Origin of the sequence: Streptomyces sp. NBC_00388 (assembly GCF_036061255.1) — a bacterium.
Lineage (GTDB): Bacteria > Actinomycetota > Actinomycetes > Streptomycetales > Streptomycetaceae > Streptomyces.
This window is the reverse complement of sequence record NZ_CP107948.1, coordinates 4,429,964-4,447,334: the sequence shown is the minus strand read 5'-3', so window position 1 is coordinate 4,447,334 and position 17,371 is coordinate 4,429,964. Positions and strand designations below refer to the sequence as shown.

At 71.6% G+C, this 17,371-nt stretch carries 15 protein-coding genes; 10 read left to right on the top strand and 5 right to left on the bottom strand.

What is annotated here, in order from left to right; translation table 11 throughout:
• Nucleotides 1-36: 36 nt before the first annotated feature.
• The gene (locus OG917_RS19940) at nt 37-1,230 is read right to left on the bottom strand and encodes an RtcB family protein (RefSeq protein WP_328318971.1); all 1,194 of its coding nucleotides are present in this window, start codon (nt 1,228-1,230) and stop codon (nt 37-39) included.
• Between the two features lie 163 nt (nt 1,231-1,393).
• Between OG917_RS19940 and OG917_RS19935 the strand changes: the two genes are divergently transcribed.
• The 3 genes from OG917_RS19935 to OG917_RS19925 all read left to right on the top strand — a co-directional run bounded on the left by OG917_RS19935 (nt 1,394) and on the right by OG917_RS19925 (nt 4,640).
• On the top strand, nt 1,394-2,230 hold the full coding sequence (locus OG917_RS19935) for a DUF3558 domain-containing protein (protein WP_328318970.1): 837 nt from the start codon (nt 1,394-1,396) through the stop codon (nt 2,228-2,230).
• Between the two features lie 75 nt (nt 2,231-2,305).
• Nucleotides 2,306-3,013: a DUF3558 domain-containing protein gene (locus tag OG917_RS19930; protein ID WP_328318969.1), complete on the top strand. Its 708-nt coding sequence runs from the start codon at nt 2,306-2,308 to the stop codon at nt 3,011-3,013.
• A 142-nt stretch (nt 3,014-3,155) separates the two neighbouring features.
• The gene (locus tag OG917_RS19925) at nt 3,156-4,640 is read left to right on the top strand and encodes a DUF2637 domain-containing protein (protein WP_443058990.1); all 1,485 of its coding nucleotides are present in this window, start codon (nt 3,156-3,158) and stop codon (nt 4,638-4,640) included.
• 180 nt (nt 4,641-4,820) lie between these two features.
• Here OG917_RS19925 and lysS read toward each other — a convergent pair whose 3' ends face one another.
• Nucleotides 4,821-6,602, bottom strand: a complete 1,782-nt coding sequence (lysS, locus tag OG917_RS19920; RefSeq protein ID WP_328318967.1) for a lysine--tRNA ligase — start codon at nt 6,600-6,602, stop codon at nt 4,821-4,823.
• Between the two features lie 156 nt (nt 6,603-6,758).
• Between lysS and argS the strand changes: the two genes are divergently transcribed.
• Nucleotides 6,759-8,543, top strand: coding sequence for an arginine--tRNA ligase (gene argS, locus OG917_RS19915; RefSeq protein ID WP_328318966.1), 1,785 nt, complete (start codon nt 6,759-6,761; stop codon nt 8,541-8,543).
• Between the two features lie 27 nt (nt 8,544-8,570).
• Here the strand turns inward: argS and OG917_RS19910 are convergent, their stop codons facing one another.
• The gene (locus tag OG917_RS19910) at nt 8,571-10,013 is read right to left on the bottom strand and encodes a helix-turn-helix domain-containing protein (RefSeq protein WP_328318965.1); all 1,443 of its coding nucleotides are present in this window, start codon (nt 10,011-10,013) and stop codon (nt 8,571-8,573) included.
• 376 nt (nt 10,014-10,389) lie between these two features.
• Between OG917_RS19910 and OG917_RS19905 the strand changes: the two genes are divergently transcribed.
• Entirely contained in the window at nt 10,390-10,929 is a 540-nt protein-coding gene (locus OG917_RS19905; protein ID WP_328318964.1) for a DUF4232 domain-containing protein, read from the top strand.
• A 16-nt stretch (nt 10,930-10,945) separates the two neighbouring features.
• On the opposite strand, the gene OG917_RS19900 is transcribed toward OG917_RS19905, so the two are convergent.
• The gene (locus OG917_RS19900; protein WP_328318963.1) at nt 10,946-11,500 is read right to left on the bottom strand and encodes a 2'-5' RNA ligase family protein; all 555 of its coding nucleotides are present in this window, start codon (nt 11,498-11,500) and stop codon (nt 10,946-10,948) included.
• 273 nt (nt 11,501-11,773) lie between these two features.
• On the opposite strand from OG917_RS19900, the gene OG917_RS19895 reads away from it, so the two are divergent.
• Both OG917_RS19895 and OG917_RS19890 read left to right on the top strand, forming a co-directional pair.
• Nucleotides 11,774-12,445 (top strand): GntR family transcriptional regulator, encoded by a 672-nt coding sequence (locus OG917_RS19895; RefSeq protein ID WP_443058989.1) that lies wholly within the window; start codon nt 11,774-11,776, stop codon nt 12,443-12,445.
• A 61-nt stretch (nt 12,446-12,506) separates the two neighbouring features.
• A complete protein-coding gene (locus tag OG917_RS19890) occupies nt 12,507-13,727 on the top strand; it encodes an amidohydrolase family protein (RefSeq protein WP_328318962.1) in 1,221 nt (406 codons plus the stop codon).
• 70 nt (nt 13,728-13,797) lie between these two features.
• Here OG917_RS19890 and OG917_RS19885 read toward each other — a convergent pair whose 3' ends face one another.
• Complete coding sequence (locus OG917_RS19885; protein ID WP_328322027.1) at nt 13,798-14,244, bottom strand: MarR family winged helix-turn-helix transcriptional regulator; 447 nt, start codon at nt 14,242-14,244, stop codon at nt 13,798-13,800.
• Nucleotides 14,245-14,461: 217 nt separating this feature from the next.
• On the opposite strand from OG917_RS19885, the gene OG917_RS19880 reads away from it, so the two are divergent.
• The 3 genes from OG917_RS19880 (at nt 14,462) to OG917_RS19870 (ending at nt 17,301) form a co-directional block, all read left to right on the top strand.
• Nucleotides 14,462-15,019: a carboxymuconolactone decarboxylase family protein gene (locus OG917_RS19880; RefSeq protein ID WP_328318961.1), complete on the top strand. Its 558-nt coding sequence runs from the start codon at nt 14,462-14,464 to the stop codon at nt 15,017-15,019.
• A gap of 219 nt (nt 15,020-15,238) precedes the next feature.
• Entirely contained in the window at nt 15,239-16,138 is a 900-nt protein-coding gene (locus tag OG917_RS19875; RefSeq protein ID WP_328318960.1) for a helix-turn-helix domain-containing protein, read from the top strand.
• Between the two features lie 197 nt (nt 16,139-16,335).
• Nucleotides 16,336-17,301 carry an SMP-30/gluconolactonase/LRE family protein gene (locus OG917_RS19870; protein WP_328318959.1) on the top strand — a complete coding sequence of 322 codons (966 nt, stop codon included), beginning with the start codon at nt 16,336-16,338 and terminating at the stop codon, nt 17,299-17,301.
• Nucleotides 17,302-17,371: the final 70 nt, after the last annotated feature.

Here is a 17,371-nt window from a genome sequence, read left to right as displayed (position 1 = left end):
GGCCGGGCCCGCCCGGGGCCACCGGGCGGGCCATGGTCAGCCCTTCACACACACGACCTGCTTGAGCTTGGCGACCACCTCGACCAGGTCGCGCTGCCGCTCGATGACCTGCTCGATCGGCTTGTACGCGCCGGGGATCTCGTCCACCACGCCGGAGTCCTTCCGGCACTCCACCCCCTGCGTCTGCTCCTCCAGGTCCCGTGTGGTGAAGCGGCGCTTCGCGGCGTTCCGGCTCATCTTCCGCCCGGCGCCGTGCGAGGCGGAGTTGAAGGCCTTCTCGTTGCCCAGCCCCTTCACGATGTACGAACCCGTGCCCATCGAGCCGGGGATGATCCCGTAGTCACCGGATCCGGCGCGGATGGCGCCCTTCCTGGTGACCAGCAGGTCCATGCCCTCGTACCGCTCCTCGGCCACGTAGTTGTGGTGGCAGCTGATGACCGGCTCGAAGGTCACCCGGGCCTTCTTGAACTCCTTCCGGACCACGTCCTGGAAGAGGCTCATCATGATGGCCCGGTTGTACTTCGCGTACTCCTGCGCCCAGAAGAGGTCGTTCCGGTACGCCCCCATCTGCGGGGTGTCGGCGATGAACACCGCCAGATCCCGGTCGACCAGGCCCTGGTTGTGGGGGAGCTTCTGTGCGACACCGATGTGGTGGTCGGCCAGCTCCTTGCCGATGTTCCGGGAGCCCGAGTGCAGCATCAGCCAGACCGAATCCGACTCATCGAGACAGAACTCGATGAAGTGATTCCCTGATCCGAGCGAGCCCATCTGCTTCACAGCCCGGCCCTGACGGAATTTGACCGACTCGGCGACCCCGTCGAACCGCGCCCAGAAGTCGTCCCATCCCGCCGCAGGGAAGCCGTGCAACCGGCCCGGGTCCACCGCGTCCTCGTGCATCCCCCGGCCCACCGGGATGGCCGCCTCGATCCTGGAGCGCAGCCGCGACAGATCGCCCGGCAGATCGTTCGCCGTCAGTGACGTCCTCACCGCCGACATCCCGCACCCGATGTCCACCCCGACCGCCGCCGGGCAGACCGCGCCGTGCATCGCGATCACCGAGCCCACCGTCGCGCCCTTGCCATAGTGCACGTCCGGCATGACGGCGAGGCCCTTGATCCAGGGCAGCGTGGCGACGTTCCGCAGCTGCTGCATCGCGCCGTCCTCGACCGACGCCGGGTCGGCCCACATCCGGATGGGGACTTTCGCACCCGGAACCTCTACATACGACATAACTCCTCGATTCCCCCGAAAAAGCCAGAAAGAGAAAAACACGCATCAAGATCCGCGAAGACGACAGCGGACCGGCGTGTACACCAGTGCGTGCGATAGACATTGTGTCCGGTCACCGTCATCAGGCGGTATCCGTTTTCCGTTCCGAAGGGAGCCTCGGACAGTGCAGCGAAGGGCTTACGTACCCGGCTTGGTGCTGCTCGCAGCGCTCGTCACCGGCTGCACCGCCGGGTCCGGGACCGATGGTTCCAACGCCGACGCGAAGCCAGGCGAGACCACTCCCGCCGCAGCCCCCGGCAAGTACTCCACCCTCCCCGAGCCCTGTCGCGCCGCCGACAAGGACGTCCTGAAGGACATGTTCCCGGAGATCGCCGACCTGCCGAAGGAGCAGCAGGAGAAGGCGTACGCGGGTACCCCCGAGGCAACCTTCGACACCGATCGCCAGGTGGGCTGCCGGTGGAAGGCCGACTCGCCCGCCGACGCGCACCGGCTGCGCATCGGGATGGAACGGGTCGTGAGCTACGACACCACCGTCAGCGACGACGACCAGGCGAAGACCCTCTACACGCAGAAGCTGACCGCCGCCGACCTCTCGGCGGACGCGACCCCCACCACACCGTCCACCCCCAGCGCGAGCGCCGGCACGGGCAGCGACCGGCAGGGAGCCGCGCACGGCACGCCGGCCCCCGGGCAGGACAGCTCACCGGGCGGCTCCCAGGACACCGGGCAGGACGGCGACGAGGGACAGGCGACCGGCGATCTCGGGTCGCGGCTCCTGAGCGGCCTCGGCAGCGCCGCCTTCCTCGACGACGTACCGGCCAAGCCCGGCGCGGCGTCCCCGCAGCACACCGTCCGGGTGGTCTTCCGCGCGTCGAACGTCCTGATCACCGTGGAGTACAGCGAGGAGCCGACCGAGGCGGGCACACCCGCCGACACGAAGAGCCTGCAGGACAGGACGCAGGCCATGGCCCGCAAACTCGCCGACCAGATCGGTGAATAGTCCGTCGTCCGGCGGCCCCGGCGTACCGTGGCGGCCCGGACCGTACGACCCGTACGACACATGAGCGAAGGAACCATGCACCGATCAGCCCCGCGACTCACCCGCCTTCTCGCCTGTGCAGCCGTCCCCGTGATGCTCGTCGTCGCCGGCTGCTCGTCGGACTCCGGCTCCAGCGGCAAGAAGAGCTCCAGCTCGCCGGCGCCGAGCGCTTCGGCAACCCCGACGGTCGCCAAGGCGGTGTACCCCAAGCTGCCGGACGCCTGTAAGGCGATCCCGGGGAAGACCGTCTCCGACCTCGTCCCCAAGGCGAAGGACAAGGCGGGGACCGAGGTCAAGTCGAGCGACCTGTCGGCCCGCGCCGGCTGCTCCTGGAACGGCCTGGAGAGCAAGGGCACCAAGGGCTCGCAGTACCGCTGGCTCTCTGTCTCCTATCTCCGCTTCGACTCCGACTCGGTACTCGGCAGCGGCCAGAAGCGGGCACAGGACCAGTACGCGAAGGCCGTGGCCGACGCGAAGGCGACGGACGGCGCGAAGAACGTCAAGACGGTGACCACACCGGGTATCGGCCAGGAGGCGACCACGGTCACCTACGAACAGCGCAAGACCGACGCGGACTTCACCTACGCCGTGGTCATCACCCGTACGGAGAACGTCGTCGCCACGGTCAATCACAACGGCGCCGGGTACGAGGGCTCCAAGTCCCCGTCCGCCGCCGACATGACGAAGGGCGCGCAGACGGCGGCCAAGCCCGCCGTGTCCGCGGTGGCAGCGGCCAACAAGTAGCCCTCGCAGGCGCCTTCGGGCGCCCCCGCCGGAGCCCGGTCCCCCCTCCTGGGACCGGGCTCCCGGCGTACCCGCGCAACGCCGCCCGTACGCATGTGCCAGGCTGTGCCCGCCGGATGTCGAATTCAGGAGGGGACCGCGGGTGGCCGCGATGCAGCTGACACGCACGCACCGGATACTCATTGCGCTCGTGGTCGCGGGTGCGGTGATCATCGCCGGGATCGGTTTCGTGGGTTCCTACGCGGCCGTGCGTGAACTCGCCCAGGAGAAGGGCTTCGGCTCCTTCTCACTGGTCTTCCCGATCGGTATCGATGCGGGGATCTGTGTGCTGCTCGCACTGGATCTGCTGCTGACCTGGATCCGTATCCCGTTCCCGCTGCTGCGCCAGACGGCGTGGCTGCTGACCGCGGCGACGATCGCCTTCAACGGCGCCGCGGCCTGGCCCGACCCGCTCGGCACCGGGATGCACGCGGTGATCCCGGTGCTGTTCGTGGTCTGCGTCGAGGCGGCGCGCCACGCGGTGGGCCGGATCGCCGACATCACGGCCGACAAGCACATGGAGGGCGTGCGCCTCACCCGCTGGCTGCTCTCGCCGGTCCCCACGTTCCGGCTGTGGCGCCGGATGAAGCTCTGGGAACTGCGCCGGTACGACGAGGTCATCAGGCTCGAACAGGACCGGCTGATCTACCAGGCGAGGCTCCAGGCCCGGTTCGGGCGCGGATGGCGGCGGAAGGCACCGATCGAGTCGCTGATGCCGCTGCGGCTGGCGCGGTACGGGGTCCCGCTCGCCGAGACGGCACCGTCGGGTCTGGCCGCCGCGGGGATCGAGCCGGTGCTGCTGCCCCAGGCCCCCGCCCTGGAGGCCGGGACCGCAGCGGTGCCCGCGCCCGCGCAGGTCGCGGCGGAGACGCCGGACCGGGCGGGCCCCGCGGGCCCCGGCGTCCAGGAGCAGGAGCCGGAGCGGGAAGAGGAGCAGGAACCGCAGGCCACGCACGAGAGCCCGTGGTTCGCCGCGCCGCAGGTCTCGCAGGAGGCGTACACGGGGACGTACGACCCGGCGTACGAGCCCGCGTACGAGCAGCAGTACCCGCATGGGTACGAGCAGGGGTACGAGCAGTACGAGGATCCGTATCCGCAGGAGTACGGCCGGCAGGCCGAGCAGTACGGGGAACAGCACCAGGGGCCCTACGGCCGGCAGCCGGAGCAGGCGTACGAGCAGCACGACCCCCGTGAGCAGCATGACGGGTCCGGCGCCGCCGACCCCGCTCGGGTCATGGTGCCCACCGGAGCGGGCGGGTCACGCCGGCTCGGCGGTGTGGTGCCCGGGCCCCGCGCCGGGGAGCAGCCCGCGGACGAGGCCCACGAGGCCGCAGGGCCGGACGGCCCCGAGGTGCAGGGGCTGCCCGAGGACGTGTCCCGTGAGGACGCCTACTTCGGGGCCTACCGGAAGTTCATCAGCGAGAACAACGACGTCCCGACGGTGCGGCAGTTCGGCCGGTACCTGAAGGATCTGTACGGCGTCACGGGCCGCAACAGCGAGACCCTGAGCGACAGTTCGCTCCGTCCCTACCTGGCCCGCTTCCAGCACCGCTACGCGGAGGAACTGGACGCGGAGCACATCGCGTAGACGCGCAGTCCGGTACGCGGAGTCCGCGCGCGGACGCGCAGTCCGGTACGCGGAGGGCGCGCGGACGCGGAGGGCGGCGCGCGGGACCGCGCGGCGCATCGCGCGACCGGCGGGAGAGAGCACGGGGGCCGCTGCCCCGGGAGGGATCCCCGGGGCAGCGGCCCTCCGCCGTACCGCCCGTCAGACCGCGAGCAGCTTGCGTACCCGGTCGGCCCCGACCGCGAGCAGCAGCGTGGGCAGCCTCGGTCCGGTGTCGCGGCCGACCAGCAGCTGGTAGAGCAGGGCGAAGAAGGTGCGCTGGGCGACCTTCATCTCCGGGGTGGGCTTGGCGTCCGGTTCGAAGCCCGCCTGGACCTTCGGCACGCCGTAGACGAGCGTCGTCAGGCCGTCCAGCGACCAGTGCGTGTCGAGCCCTTCGAGGAGCAGCCGCAGTGATTCGCGGTCCTGGTCGCCGAGGGCGGCCAGGGTCTCCGTGTCCGGCTCGTCGCGCACCAGGGTGCGCTGCTCGGCCGGGACCTGGGTGGTGATCCAGCTCTCGGCCCGGTCGAGCCGGGGGCGCACGTCGTCGAGCGAGGTGACCGGGTTCGCCGGGTCCAGTTCGCTGAGGATACGCAGCGTCTGGTCCTCGGCCCCGGCCGTGATGTCCGCGACGGAGGCGAGGGTGCGGTAGGGCAGCGCGCGCGGGGTGCGCGGGAGTTCACCGGCGGCGGTGCGGGCCGCGCGGGTGTGCGCTGCGGCGTCGGCGGGGAGCGCCGAGCCGTCCGCGACCTTGGACTCCAGCTTGTCCCACTCGTCGTAGAGGCGCTGGATCTCCTGGTCGAAGGCGATCTTGAACGACTGGTTGGGCCTGCGCCGGGCGTACAGCCAGCGCAGCAGCGGCGCCTCCATGATCTTCAGCGCGTCCGAGGGGGTGGGCACGCCGCCCTTGGACGACGACATCTTGGCCATGCCGCTGATGCCGACGAACGCGTACATCGGGCCGATCGGCTGTACACCGTCGAAGATCTCGCGGACGATCTGTCCGCCGACCACGAACGAGGACCCGGGCGAGGAGTGGTCGACACCGCTGGGCTCGAAGACGACGCCCTCGTAGGCCCAGCGCATCGGCCAGTCGACCTTCCAGACCAGCTTGCCGCGGTTGAACTCGCTGAGCCGGACGGTCTCCGTGTGCCCGCAGTTGTTGCAGGTGTAGGCGAGCTCGGTCGTGGCGTCGTCGTACGAGGTGACCGTGGTGAGGTCCTTCTCGCAGGCACCGCAGTAGGGCTTGTAGGGGTAGTACCCCGTGTCACCGCTGCTGCCGTCGTCCTCGTCGGCTGCGCCTGATCCCTCGGCCGCCTCGATCTCGGCCTCGTCGAGCGGCTTCTGGCCCTGCTTCTGCTTCCCGCCGGCGGGGCCCTGCTTCGCGGGGTCCTTCTTGGTGCGGTAGCGGTCCAGGATCGCGTCGATGTCGCCGCGGTGCCTCATGGCGTGCAGGATCTGCTCGCGGTAGGTGCCTGCCAGGTACTGCTCGGTCTGGCTGATCGGGTCGTACTCCACGCCCAGCTCGGCCAGCGCGTCGACCATGGCCGCCTTGAAGTGCTCGGCCCAGTTCGGGTACGCGGACCCGGCGGGGGCCGGCACCGAGGTGAGCGGCTTGCCGATGTGCTCGGCCCAGGACGCGTCGACACCGGGGACGCCGTTCGGCACCTTCCGGTAGCGGTCGTAGTCGTCCCAGGAGATGAGGTGGCGCACCTCGTACCCGCGCCGCCTGATCTCGTCGGCGACCAGGTGCGGGGTCATCACCTCGCGCAGGTTGCCCAGGTGGATGGGGCCCGAGGGAGAGAGTCCGGATGCGACGACGACCACCGGTGCGCCGGCACCGGAGTCCTTCGCGCCCGCGGCACGGCGCTCCGATTCGGCGATGACATCGTCCGCGAAGCGGGAGACCCAGTCGGTCTCGGTGCTCTGAGCCACGATCGGCACATCCTTCTTCCTCGTACGTCTTCATGCAGGGCGGAGACTTCCGCGCCGGGCGGACGCCATTGTCCCAGGTCCCCGCAGCAGAGCGAAAACGGCTTTACGGGCCGTGGGATACTGGGCGGGATCCCTTGCACCCCTACGGAAACGGCAGTCGGCCCCATGCCTGAGCCAGTCTCGGTCAATTCCCTCGCTTCGACGCTCAAGGAGCACCTCGCGGACGCGCTGACGGCAGCTCTGCCGGATGCCGGTTCCGCGGACCCGCTGCTGCGCCGAAGCGACCGGGCCGACTTCCAGGCCAACGGCATCCTGGCCCTGGCGAAGAAGCTGAAGGGCAATCCGCGCGAGCTGGCAGCCACGGTCACCGCGGCGCTCCCGGCCAACGACCTGGTCAAGGAGATCGAGGTCTCGGGCCCCGGCTTCCTGAACATCACGCTCACCGACCGGGCGATCACCGAGACCCTCGCGGCGCGCGCCGCCGACCCGCGGCTCGGTGTGCCGTACGCGGCGCAGGCGGGCACCACGGTCATCGACTACGCCCAGCCGAACGTGGCGAAGGAGATGCACGTCGGGCACCTGCGGTCGGCCGTGATCGGCGACGCGATGGCCAAGATCATGGAGTTCGGCGGCGAGACGGTGATCCGCCGCCACCACATCGGGGACTGGGGCACCCAGTACGGGATGCTCATCCAGTACCTGATGGAGCACCCGCACGAGCTGGACCACGAGGGCGGCGAGGAGGCCGGCGAGGCCGCCATGTCCTCGCTCGACCGGCTCTACAAGGCCTCGCGTGCGGTCTTCGACTCCGACGAGGAGTTCAAGGCGCGCTCGCGGGACCGGGTGGTGGCCCTCCAGGCCGGTGACCCGGAGACGCGGGCGCACTGGCAGCGGTTCGTGGACGAGTCGAAGATCTACTTCTACTCGGTCTTCAACAAGCTGGACATGGAGATCGCCGACGCGGACATCGTCGGTGAGTCCGGCTACAACGACATGCTGGAGGAGACCTGCCGTCTCCTGGAGGAGTCGGGTGTCGCGGTCAGGTCCGAGGGCGCGCTCTGTGTCTTCTTCGACGATGTGAAGGGCCCGGACGGCAACCAGGTCCCGCTCATCGTGAAGAAGACGAACGGCGGCTACGGCTACGCGGCCACCGACCTCTCCGCGATCCGCAACCGGGTGGGCGACCTCAAGGCGGACGCCCTGCTGTACGTGGTGGACGTCCGGCAGTCGCTGCACTTCAAGATGGTCTTCGAGACGGCTCGCAGGGCGGGCTGGCTGGAGACCGGCGACGGCGAGGCGAAGCCGGTGCAGCTGGCGTTCGGCACGGTGCTCGGCAAGGACGGCAAGCCGTTCAAGACCCGGGCCGGCGAGTCGGTGCGGCTGGTGGACCTCCTGGACGAGGCGATCGACCGCGCGACGGCCGTCGTGCGGGAGAAGAACAACGAGAAGGTCGCGCTCACCGAGGCCGAGATCGTCGAGAACGGCACACAGATCGGCATCGGCGCGGTCAAGTACGCGGACCTGTCCACGTCGGCGGCGCGCGACTACAAGTTCGACCTGGACCAGATGGTGTCGCTCAACGGCGACACCAGCGTGTACATCCAGTACGCGTACGCCCGTATCCAGTCGATCCTGCGGCTGTCGGGCGAGGCGAAGCCGGTCGCGCACCCGGAGCTGGAGCTGGCTCCGGCGGAGCGTGCGCTGGGTCTGCACCTGGACCAGTTCGCGGAGGTACTCGCCGAGGTCGCCGCCGCGTACGAGCCGCACAAGCTGGCCGCGTACCTCTACCAGCTGGCCTCGCACTACACGACGTTCTACGCGGAGTGCCCGGTCCTCAAGGCCGCCACCCCCGAGCAGGTGGAGAACAGGCTGTTCCTCTGCGAGCTGACCGCCCGCACCCTGCACCAGGGTCTTGCGCTGCTGGGCATCCGGACGCCCGAGCGGCTGTAGGCGCCGCCCGGGGCCGGGCCGCGGGCCTCAGTTCGATGACGGGAGCCAGGCGTCCCCGCCGATCGGGTACTTGTAGTGGGGGCGCCCCTTCTCGCTGCTCGCGCGGAACGGCCTGCCGTGGTCGTCGAGCCGGAGGGTCCCGTGCCGGCTGCCGCTGCTCCACTGGAGCTCCAGGTACCAGCTGACGTCGTGTGCGTCGGTGTGCGCGTTGACCTCCAGTACCTGCGGGTCGTCGGCGGACACCCGGTACGGGAAGTCGGTGGCCGGGACCTTCCGGTCGCCCTGCACCCCGGCGGTCGGCTGCGCCAGCGGGGTCCCAGTGTCCAGGTTCACATCGAAGCCGGCCGGGGTGAGCCCGCCGCCGCAGCCGTCGCCCATCGCGTACGAGGCCCAGGCGAGCGGCGCGTGGCGGCCCACGATCCGCACGTGCAGGGCCTGGAGCACCACCGCGTCCGACGTCTTGCCCTGCACGGACAGCTCGATCCGCGCGTTGCCGCTGGAGACCCCGCCCAGCGCGCCGGCCCAGTTCGCGGCGTCCTGTTCGCTGGCGGGCGGCGGCATCTTCGTGGCCGGGCGGTCCACCAGATACCGCTGGCTGCACGGGCTGTCCCAGACGTACGGCCGGACGTTCACCGCCAGGGGCACGGCGGGGACGCTGTCGCCGTCGGGCCCGAGATCACCGGTGGTCCCCGTGGTCCCGCCGGCCCGCGCCGAAGCCGAGGCGGACGGGGAAGGGGTGACGGAGGGGGAAGCAGAGGCGGAGGGGGACTTCCGTGGCGAGGGCCCGGTGGACGGGGCGTCGTTCTGCGGACGGTGCGGTACTCCCCCCGCGACCGAGGTCGCGCCGGACGCGTCGTCGGGGCGCAGCTCCAGTGCGACGGGTACGGCCACGGCCGCGGCCACGGCCACTGCGGCCCCGGCCATCCAGAGGCGGGAGTTCCTGCGCGACCGCGCGGGCGAGGGCGCGTGTCCGGCCGGGCCGGAAGGAGCCGTCACCGCGGCGTCCGGAGCTGCCGTGTCCGGGTGCGCCGTGTCCGGGTGCGCCGTGTCCGGGTGTGCCGTGTCCGGTGCCACCGCGTCCGCCCGCCCCGCGCCCTTGGCGGGGTTTGCCGCTGCGGGTCCCTGCGGGGCGGCTTCGCCCGTGGCCGCTGAACCGGGGGCCGGTGAACCAGGGGCCGCAGCGGCGGGGGCCGCCGGATCGGGGAGCGCCGCGCCCCTGGGCCTCCTTCTGGCCGCGTCGGCCAGCAGCCAGCGCCGGTGCAGCCCGATCAGCTCCTCCGGGGTCGCCCCGCAGAGCCGGGCGAACCGCTCGACCGGCGCGTACTCGGTCGGGACCGCGTCACCGTTGCAGTACCGGTGCACCGTCGACGTACTCATATGGAGCTTGGCGGCCAGGGTGCCGTAGCTGCGCCCGGAACGGTTCTTCAGCTCACGGAGCAGTGCGGCGAATTCCTCGGTCTCGGAGCCCACGGCCACCGTTCTCCCTCGTCCCTCGTCCCGGAAAACGTTCCAGGAAGGCGTTCCAGGGTCATCCCGTCCCGCCAGGTCAGAGTACGCGCAGCCATTCCGGCGTCCCCAATGGTCCGGGAACGATTGCAGCGTGAACCAGCCACCCCGCAAGCTGAGTTCGTGTTCAACCGACTCCGGCACGGATGGGGCCTGAGCTTGGTCGACGCGGTCGCCCTGGCCGTACTGATCCTGTCGGCGGCGACAGTCGCCCTGCTCATCACTCACCTCTGAACTGTCCGGCCGACTCAGCCGGCAGGGACATCACCGGTCTTTCGCAGACCGATACAGACCTGTACAGATCTGTACAGACCTTCGTAGATTCACGGGGAGTTTCACCATGAACGTCCGCCGCACCCGCATTGTCAGCGCAGCAGCCGCCGGTCTGATCGCCGCACTCGCCCTCACCGGCGTGTCGGCCACCACCGCGAGCGCCGCGCCGGCCAAGGCCGCCAAGATCGTGACCTGCACCCCCGCCAACACCAAGACGGTGCTCACCCAGGTCAGCCGCCCCATCAACCACCTGCTGATCAAGACCACCAACACGGGCAAGACCCCCTGCTACGCCTACGGCGCCCCGCTCGTCGGCTTCGACCACCCGCAGTCGACCGTCCAGATCCTTCAGGAGAGCGTTCCGCAGGCGGTCGTCACGCTCGACCCGGGCAAGTCGGCCTATGCCGGCCTCCTCACCTCCGGCTCCACCGGCGAGGGAGCGAACGGCCACTGGGCCAAGCAGATGTCCCTCAACTTCCAGGGCCGCGCCATGGCAGGTTCGGTCGGCCCCACGGCCTCCCCCGCTGTACCCAAGAAGACCTGGGTCGACGACTCCGCCGCCGTCTCCTACTGGCAGAGCACCCAGGCCGCCGCCCTCACCTGGTAATCACCATCCGGGACATTCACGTCGCGCCCTGGCCCCCCTCCTCCGGGGCCGGGGCGCTGCCCAGTGGAAAGCCGGCCCGGCTGCTCCAGGCCGTGCCGTCGTAGGCGACCAGCCCGACGGAGCGCACGGCCGCACCGAAGGGCAGCCGCTTCCGCACATCGGCCTCGACCATGTCGAGCACGGCCGGGTCCTGTCGCTGCGTCAGCGTCACGTGCGGCGCCGGATCCCCGAACCGGCCCCCGTACGGCGGCGCTTCGGGCCAGCGCGCGTACACGGCCCGGGTCAGCGCCCGGACCGGCCCGTCCGGCTCGGGGGCCAGATGGAGCAGGCCGGGAAAGCGCCCGCACTCCCGGAAGGTCACGTCGAAGGCGGGGTGGCCGCTGAAGAGCCGGGCCAGGGCGTCGAGCACCCCGTCGTCGATACGGTCCTGGGGCAGGAACGGGTAGAGCACGGTCAGGTGCGCCGGAATACCGTCCGCCGCCATGGGGTCGAACCGCGCCCGCCAGCCGGCGACCACCGGCTCGGCCTCGGGCACCGTGATCACCAGAGCTGTGTCGCCGGCCTGGTACATGTCCACTCCGTCCTCGGGGAGGACGCCACCCTGCCACAGCGACCGACCGGTACCGCACCAGCGACCGACCGCCCCCTCATTGGTATACCCGCCCGAGGCGGAGCGTCATACGTACGCAGTCCACCACCCCCCAAAAAGGGGTGAACTACGCATACCGAGCAGTGGCGTTCATGTTTGGTATGCCGACTGCTACTGTCGGCTCGGCTCCGCCGGGGCCTGCCGTCCGGCCGGACCGGCCCCGGACTCCGCTGCCCCGCCGCCCCAGGAGACACCGTGCTGAACGAACCCCCCGAGACCGGTGCGTCGCACGTCGCCCACGCCGAGCGGACGGTCCGCTCCCGCATCATCTCCGGTGAGTACCCCCCGGGTTCACGGCTGCGCGAGCGCGATCTCTCGGAGGCTCTGGGCGTCTCGCGCATCCCCGTCCGTGAGGCGCTCACCCGGCTCACCGCGGAGGGCCTGGTGGAGATATCCCCCCGCCGCGGCGCCTCGGTGCGGCGGCTCTCGCTCCGCGATGTGTCCGAGCTGTTCGATCTGCGCCTCAGCCTGGAGGTGTTCGCCGCGCGCAGGGCCGCGGAAGCGTGTGCGGCCGGCCGGGGAGGCGGGCAGCTGGGGGCCCTGATGGAGGTGGCCGAGGCAGCCACGCTGCGCGGGGACGTCCACGAGATCACGGCCGCCAACACCGCGCTGCACGCGGAGATCGTCGCGATGACCGGCAACCGGCTGCTCCGGACAGCCCTCCAGCCCTCACTCGGCCTGGTCCAGTGGCTGTTCACCCTCACCGGCGGCCTCGATCCGCGGGTGCAGTGCTCCGAGCACCAGGACATCTGCGCCGCGATCCACGCCGGCAACCCCGATCTGGCCGACGCCCTCGCCTACGCCCATATCGAGAGGGGCCGCGGCCCCTCCCTCGCCACCCTGGCCGGGGTGCTCCCGGCCGAATGACCGGCGGGCGCGCCACCCCGGCGCCGATACGCCGCGGCACGGAAACAAGGAGAGACACCGGATGCTGATCACGAACGTCCGTCCCTGGGGCGGCGCCCCCTGCGACCTGGAGATACGGGGTGGTGCGATCGCCGCACTGACGCCGCACGACCCGGACCGCCCCGCGTCGGACGCGCCGGCCGGCGACGTGGTCGAAGGCCGGGGCCGGCTCGTCCTCCCCTCCTTCTCGGACGTCCACTGCCATCTGGACGCCACCCGTATCGGGCTGCCGTTCCGCCCGCACACGGGCGCCCCCGGTGTCTGGGCCATGACGATGAACGACCGCGCGCACTGGCGCGACGACGAGTGGACCGTCGCCGAGCGGGCCACCCACACCCTGGGCCGCATGATCGAACGCGGCACCACACGCGTCCGCAGCTACGCGCAGATCGACGCGGACTCCGGCCTTGAGCGCTTCGAGGGCGTCCTCGCCGCCAAGGAGGCGCACGCGGGCCGGTGCGAGGTCGAGATCATGGCGTTCCCGCAGGCCGGTCTGCTCAAGGAGAAGGGCGTTCCCGAGCTGATGGACCAGGCGCTGTCCTCCGGGGCGGCCGTGGTCGGCGGAATCGACCCGTGCACCCTGGACCGCGACCCGGTCCGCCATCTGGACATCGTCTTCGGCCTCGCGGAGCGGCACCAGGCCCCCGTCGACATGCACCTCCACGAGCCGGGCCCGCTGGGTGTGTTCAGCGTCGACCTCATCCTGGAGCGGGTGCGCGCGCTCGGCATGGCGGGGCAGGTGACCCTGTCCCACGCCTATGACCTGGGGAGCGTCGACGAGGCGACGACCCGGCGTCTCATCGAGGAGTTCGCGGAGCTGGACATCGCGATGGCCACCATCGCCCCTGCGCAGCACCGCGCACTGCCGCTGGCCGATCTGACGGCCGCCGGGGTCCGGGTCGGGCTCGGCGAGGACGGCCAGCGCGACTACTGGTCGCCGTACGGCAACGCGGACATGCTGGACCGCACCTGGCAGCTCGCCTTCACCAACCGCTACCGCGCCGACGAGCTGATCGAGCACTGCGTGGCCGTCGCGACCCTGGGCGGGGCCGCGGTCCTCGACGGGAACCTCACCCGCCTCACGTCGGTCGCCGACCGCCCCGGCCTCGCGGTGGGTGACCGCGCCGATCTTCTTCTCGTCGACGGTGAGACGGTGACATCCGCCGTGATGGACCGCGGCACCGACCGTACGGTCCTGCACGACGGCCGGGTCGTCGCGGACGGCCTGCGGCTCACCGGCTGACCCCCGCACCCGCAGGCCGCACACCCGGGGCCCGCCCGCCAGGTGGCGGACGGGCCCCGCCGCAGGTGGTTCAGCCGCCGAACCACCCCGCCACGTCCACCCGGAAACCGCCCCCGGGCGCCGCCCCCGGCACCAGGGCCCGCAGGTCGGACTCCAGCCCCGCGAGGCGCTCCGCACCCAGGACCCCGGCCCACTGCGCGTACAGCTCGTCGAAGATCTGCCCCGACCGCACCAGCACCTCCACCCCGCGCGCCGTGAGCAGCACCAGCTTGCGACGCCCGTCGGCAGGGTCGGCGGCCCGCTCGGCATACCCCAGCTCCTCAAGGCGGTCCACGGTCTTGCCCGCCGCCTGCTTGGACACCCCGAGCCGCCGCCCCACCTCGCTCGCGGTCGCGCCGCGCACACCGATCGCCTGCAGCGCGAAGCCGTACGCGGGGCGCACATCCGGATGCCCCTCTTCGGCCAGCCGGGCGTGCAACTGGTCGATGGCCGCACGGAACCCGGCGAACAGCAGCATGGGCAGCTCGTATCCGCGTCCGTCCGACGCGCCGCCCCCTGCCGCCCACTCCGCCCGGCCGCCGTCCGAGCCCTCCGCCGAGCCCTCCGCCGAACCGTCCGTCCCCGCGCCCGGCGCCCTGTGCTCAGTCATGGCGCGGCAGCCCGCCGTTGCAGTTTTCGACAACCTGGTTTACGTTTTCGTCAATCACATTGTCGAGTTTAGCGAAGGGCCAGCCATGACCATCACCGCCTTCCCCGACCACACCGCCGACTCCGCCCCCGCCCCGGCCCGCCGGGCGATGCAGGCCACCACCGACCGCCTCGGCTATCTCCCCTCCCCTGTGGCCCGCATGGCCACCTCACCCCAGACCCTCGACGGCTTCCTGAAGCTGAGCGGGATCTTCGAGTCGACGACCCTCTCCCAGCTGGACCGCGAGGTCCTCATCCTCACCCTTGCCACCCGCAACGAGTGCCACGTCTGCGTGGCCATGCACACGGCCAAGCTCACCGCGATGGACGCGGACGCCGCCCTCATCGAGGCTCTCCGCACCCAACAGCCGCTTCCCGACCAGACGCTGGAGGCGCTGCGCACGTTCGTCCTGGAGGTGCTCGCCACCTCCGGAGCCGTCACGGAGCCCCGCCTCCAGGCATTCCTGGCCCACGGCTACACCACCCGGAACGCCCTGGAGGTGGTCCTGGGCATCGGTACGTACACCCTCTCCACCTTCGCCAACCGGCTGACCGGCGCCCCGGTCGACGACCGGCTCGCGGCGTTCGCCCCGCAGGCGCGATAGAGAGCCGGCCAGCAAGAGCGGGCCGGCCAGAAGCGGCGCGAAGCCGCCCCGCACGACACCCGCCCCCGCCCCACGCCGGGGCGAGGGCGGCGCGCTGAGGACGACCAGCGGGGATGCGGGCCCCTTCCACCGGCGGGTCCTGCTGCCCGGCCGGACCCGCCGGTGCCTATCCACAGCTGGGGCAGGCTACGGCTTTCACGTCGGCCCATACTCGGATCCATGACCGGAAAATCGCAGCTCGGGGACTTCCTGCAGGCACGGCGCTCCCAACTGCGCCCCGGGGACGTCGGGATACCCACCTACGGGGAGCGCCGGCGCGTGCCGGGTCTTCGGCGCGAGGAGCTGGCGCTGCTGGCGGGTGTCAGCTCCTCCTACTACACCCGGCTGGAGCAGGGTCAGTCACTGAGCGCCTCGCCCGAGGTGCTGGACGCGATCGCCGGGGCACTGCGGCTCGACGAGTCCGAGCAGCGGTACCTGCACGACCTGGCCCGGGTGGAACGGCCTCGCTCCCGGCGCCGGCGGCCCGCGCCGGAGCGGGTGACGGAGGCGACGGCCCAGCTGCTGGACGTGCTGGCGGACGTTCCGGCGATCGTGCTCGGCCGGCGCAGCGACGTGCTGGCCTGGAACCGCCTGGGCCACGCACTGTTCGCCGGGCACCTGGACCCCGGCGCCCCGGAGCCGCCGGCCCAGCGCCCCAACATGGCCAGGCTGGTGTTCCTCGACCGTCATACCCGCGACCTGTACGCGGACTGGCCGGGCAAGGCCAGAGCGGTGGTGGGGAGTCTGCGCCTGGTGGCGGCCCAGCATCCGCAGGACACTGCCTTGCACTCACTGCTGGGTGAACTGAGCGCGCGGAGCAGCGAGTTCGCCTCGATGTGGGCCGACCACCGGGTCAGGGCGTGCACCGTCGCCACCCATGAGATGCGGCACCCGCTGGTCGGCCCGCTGACCGTGGTCCAGCAGACCCTGAGCCACGGGCCGGGCCCCGCCGTCGTGGTCGCCACCACGGAGGCGGGCTCGCCCTCGCGGGCCGCGCTGACCCTGCTCGCCCAGGCCGTCACCCCGAGCACCGTCCCGGCCGGGCCCGCGCGGACGGGACCCCGGGCCGGCGCTGCCTGACGTCACGCCATGCCACCGGGCGCCCGGCCGGCGCCCGTGAACACCCGCCCCACCCGGGCACGGCCGACGACCGGCCGCCGCCGGGAGCGGCCCCGGGGCCGTCCGGCCCCCGGGCAGAACCCTCACCCACCCGCACAGCTGCGCGGTCCGTACGTCGGCGCGTTGCTGCCGCATGCCCGAAAACCAGTGGAGGAACCATGTTCAAGAAGCTCACCGCGTCCGCCCTCCCGGCGGCCGTCCTCGTCGCGGCCGTCGCCGCAGCACTCACCCCTGCGCCGGCCTCGGCCGCCCCCGCACCGCTGGGCAGAGCGCGGATCGCCGTGCACTTCGACCTGGCCAGGGGCCAGACGCCGGAGAACGCCGCCCTGGCACCGGGCGGCGCCACATACGTCACCTTCGCCAAGAGCCGCCAGGTCGCCGAGGTCTCCCGCACCGGCACCGTCCGGGTCCTGGCCACCCTGCCCAAGCCCGCCGACGGAGGCGTTCACACCCCGGTCATGGGCTTCCCGCTCACCGTCGGCATCGTCCGCGCCCACGACGGGACCCTGTACTTCCTCTACGCCACCGGCACCCCCGGCCTCACCGGGGTGTGGCGTATGCGTCCCGGCGGCGAACCGCAGCGGATCGCCCCGCTGCCCGCGAACGGCCTGCCCAACGGCCTGGCGCTCGACCCCCGCACCCGCACCCTGTACGTCACCGACTCCGTGCTCGGCGCCATCTGGAGCGTGCCCACCACCGGCGGTACCCCCACCGCCTGGTCCAGCGCGCCCCAACTGGCCGCCACCGGATTCCTGGGCGCCAACGGACTGAAGATCCACAACGGCGCGGTCTGGGCCACCAACCTCGACCAGGGCACCGTTCTGCGCATCCCCGTCCTCCGGGACGGCCGCGCCGGCGAGGTCCGGACCCGGGCCACCGGCCTGCCGGGGATAGACGACTTCGCCTTCACCGGCCGCGGCGACCAGCTGCTGGCCGCCCTCAACGGCCCGGGCGAAGTCGCGCTCGTCCAGCCCGACGGCAGCCACTCGACCTTGCTGACCTCGGCCGACGGTCTGCAGAATCCGACATCGATCGCCCTGCGCGGTAACACCGTCCACGTACTGAGCGCCGCCTATGTCACCGCCAAGGACCCCAATCTGATCCTCGCCCGCCTGAACGACTGACGAGAGGACGGGGAGGGCGCGCAAGGCGACGACGTTCCGTTCGAGGCCTTAGCGCACAACGCACCCAGCA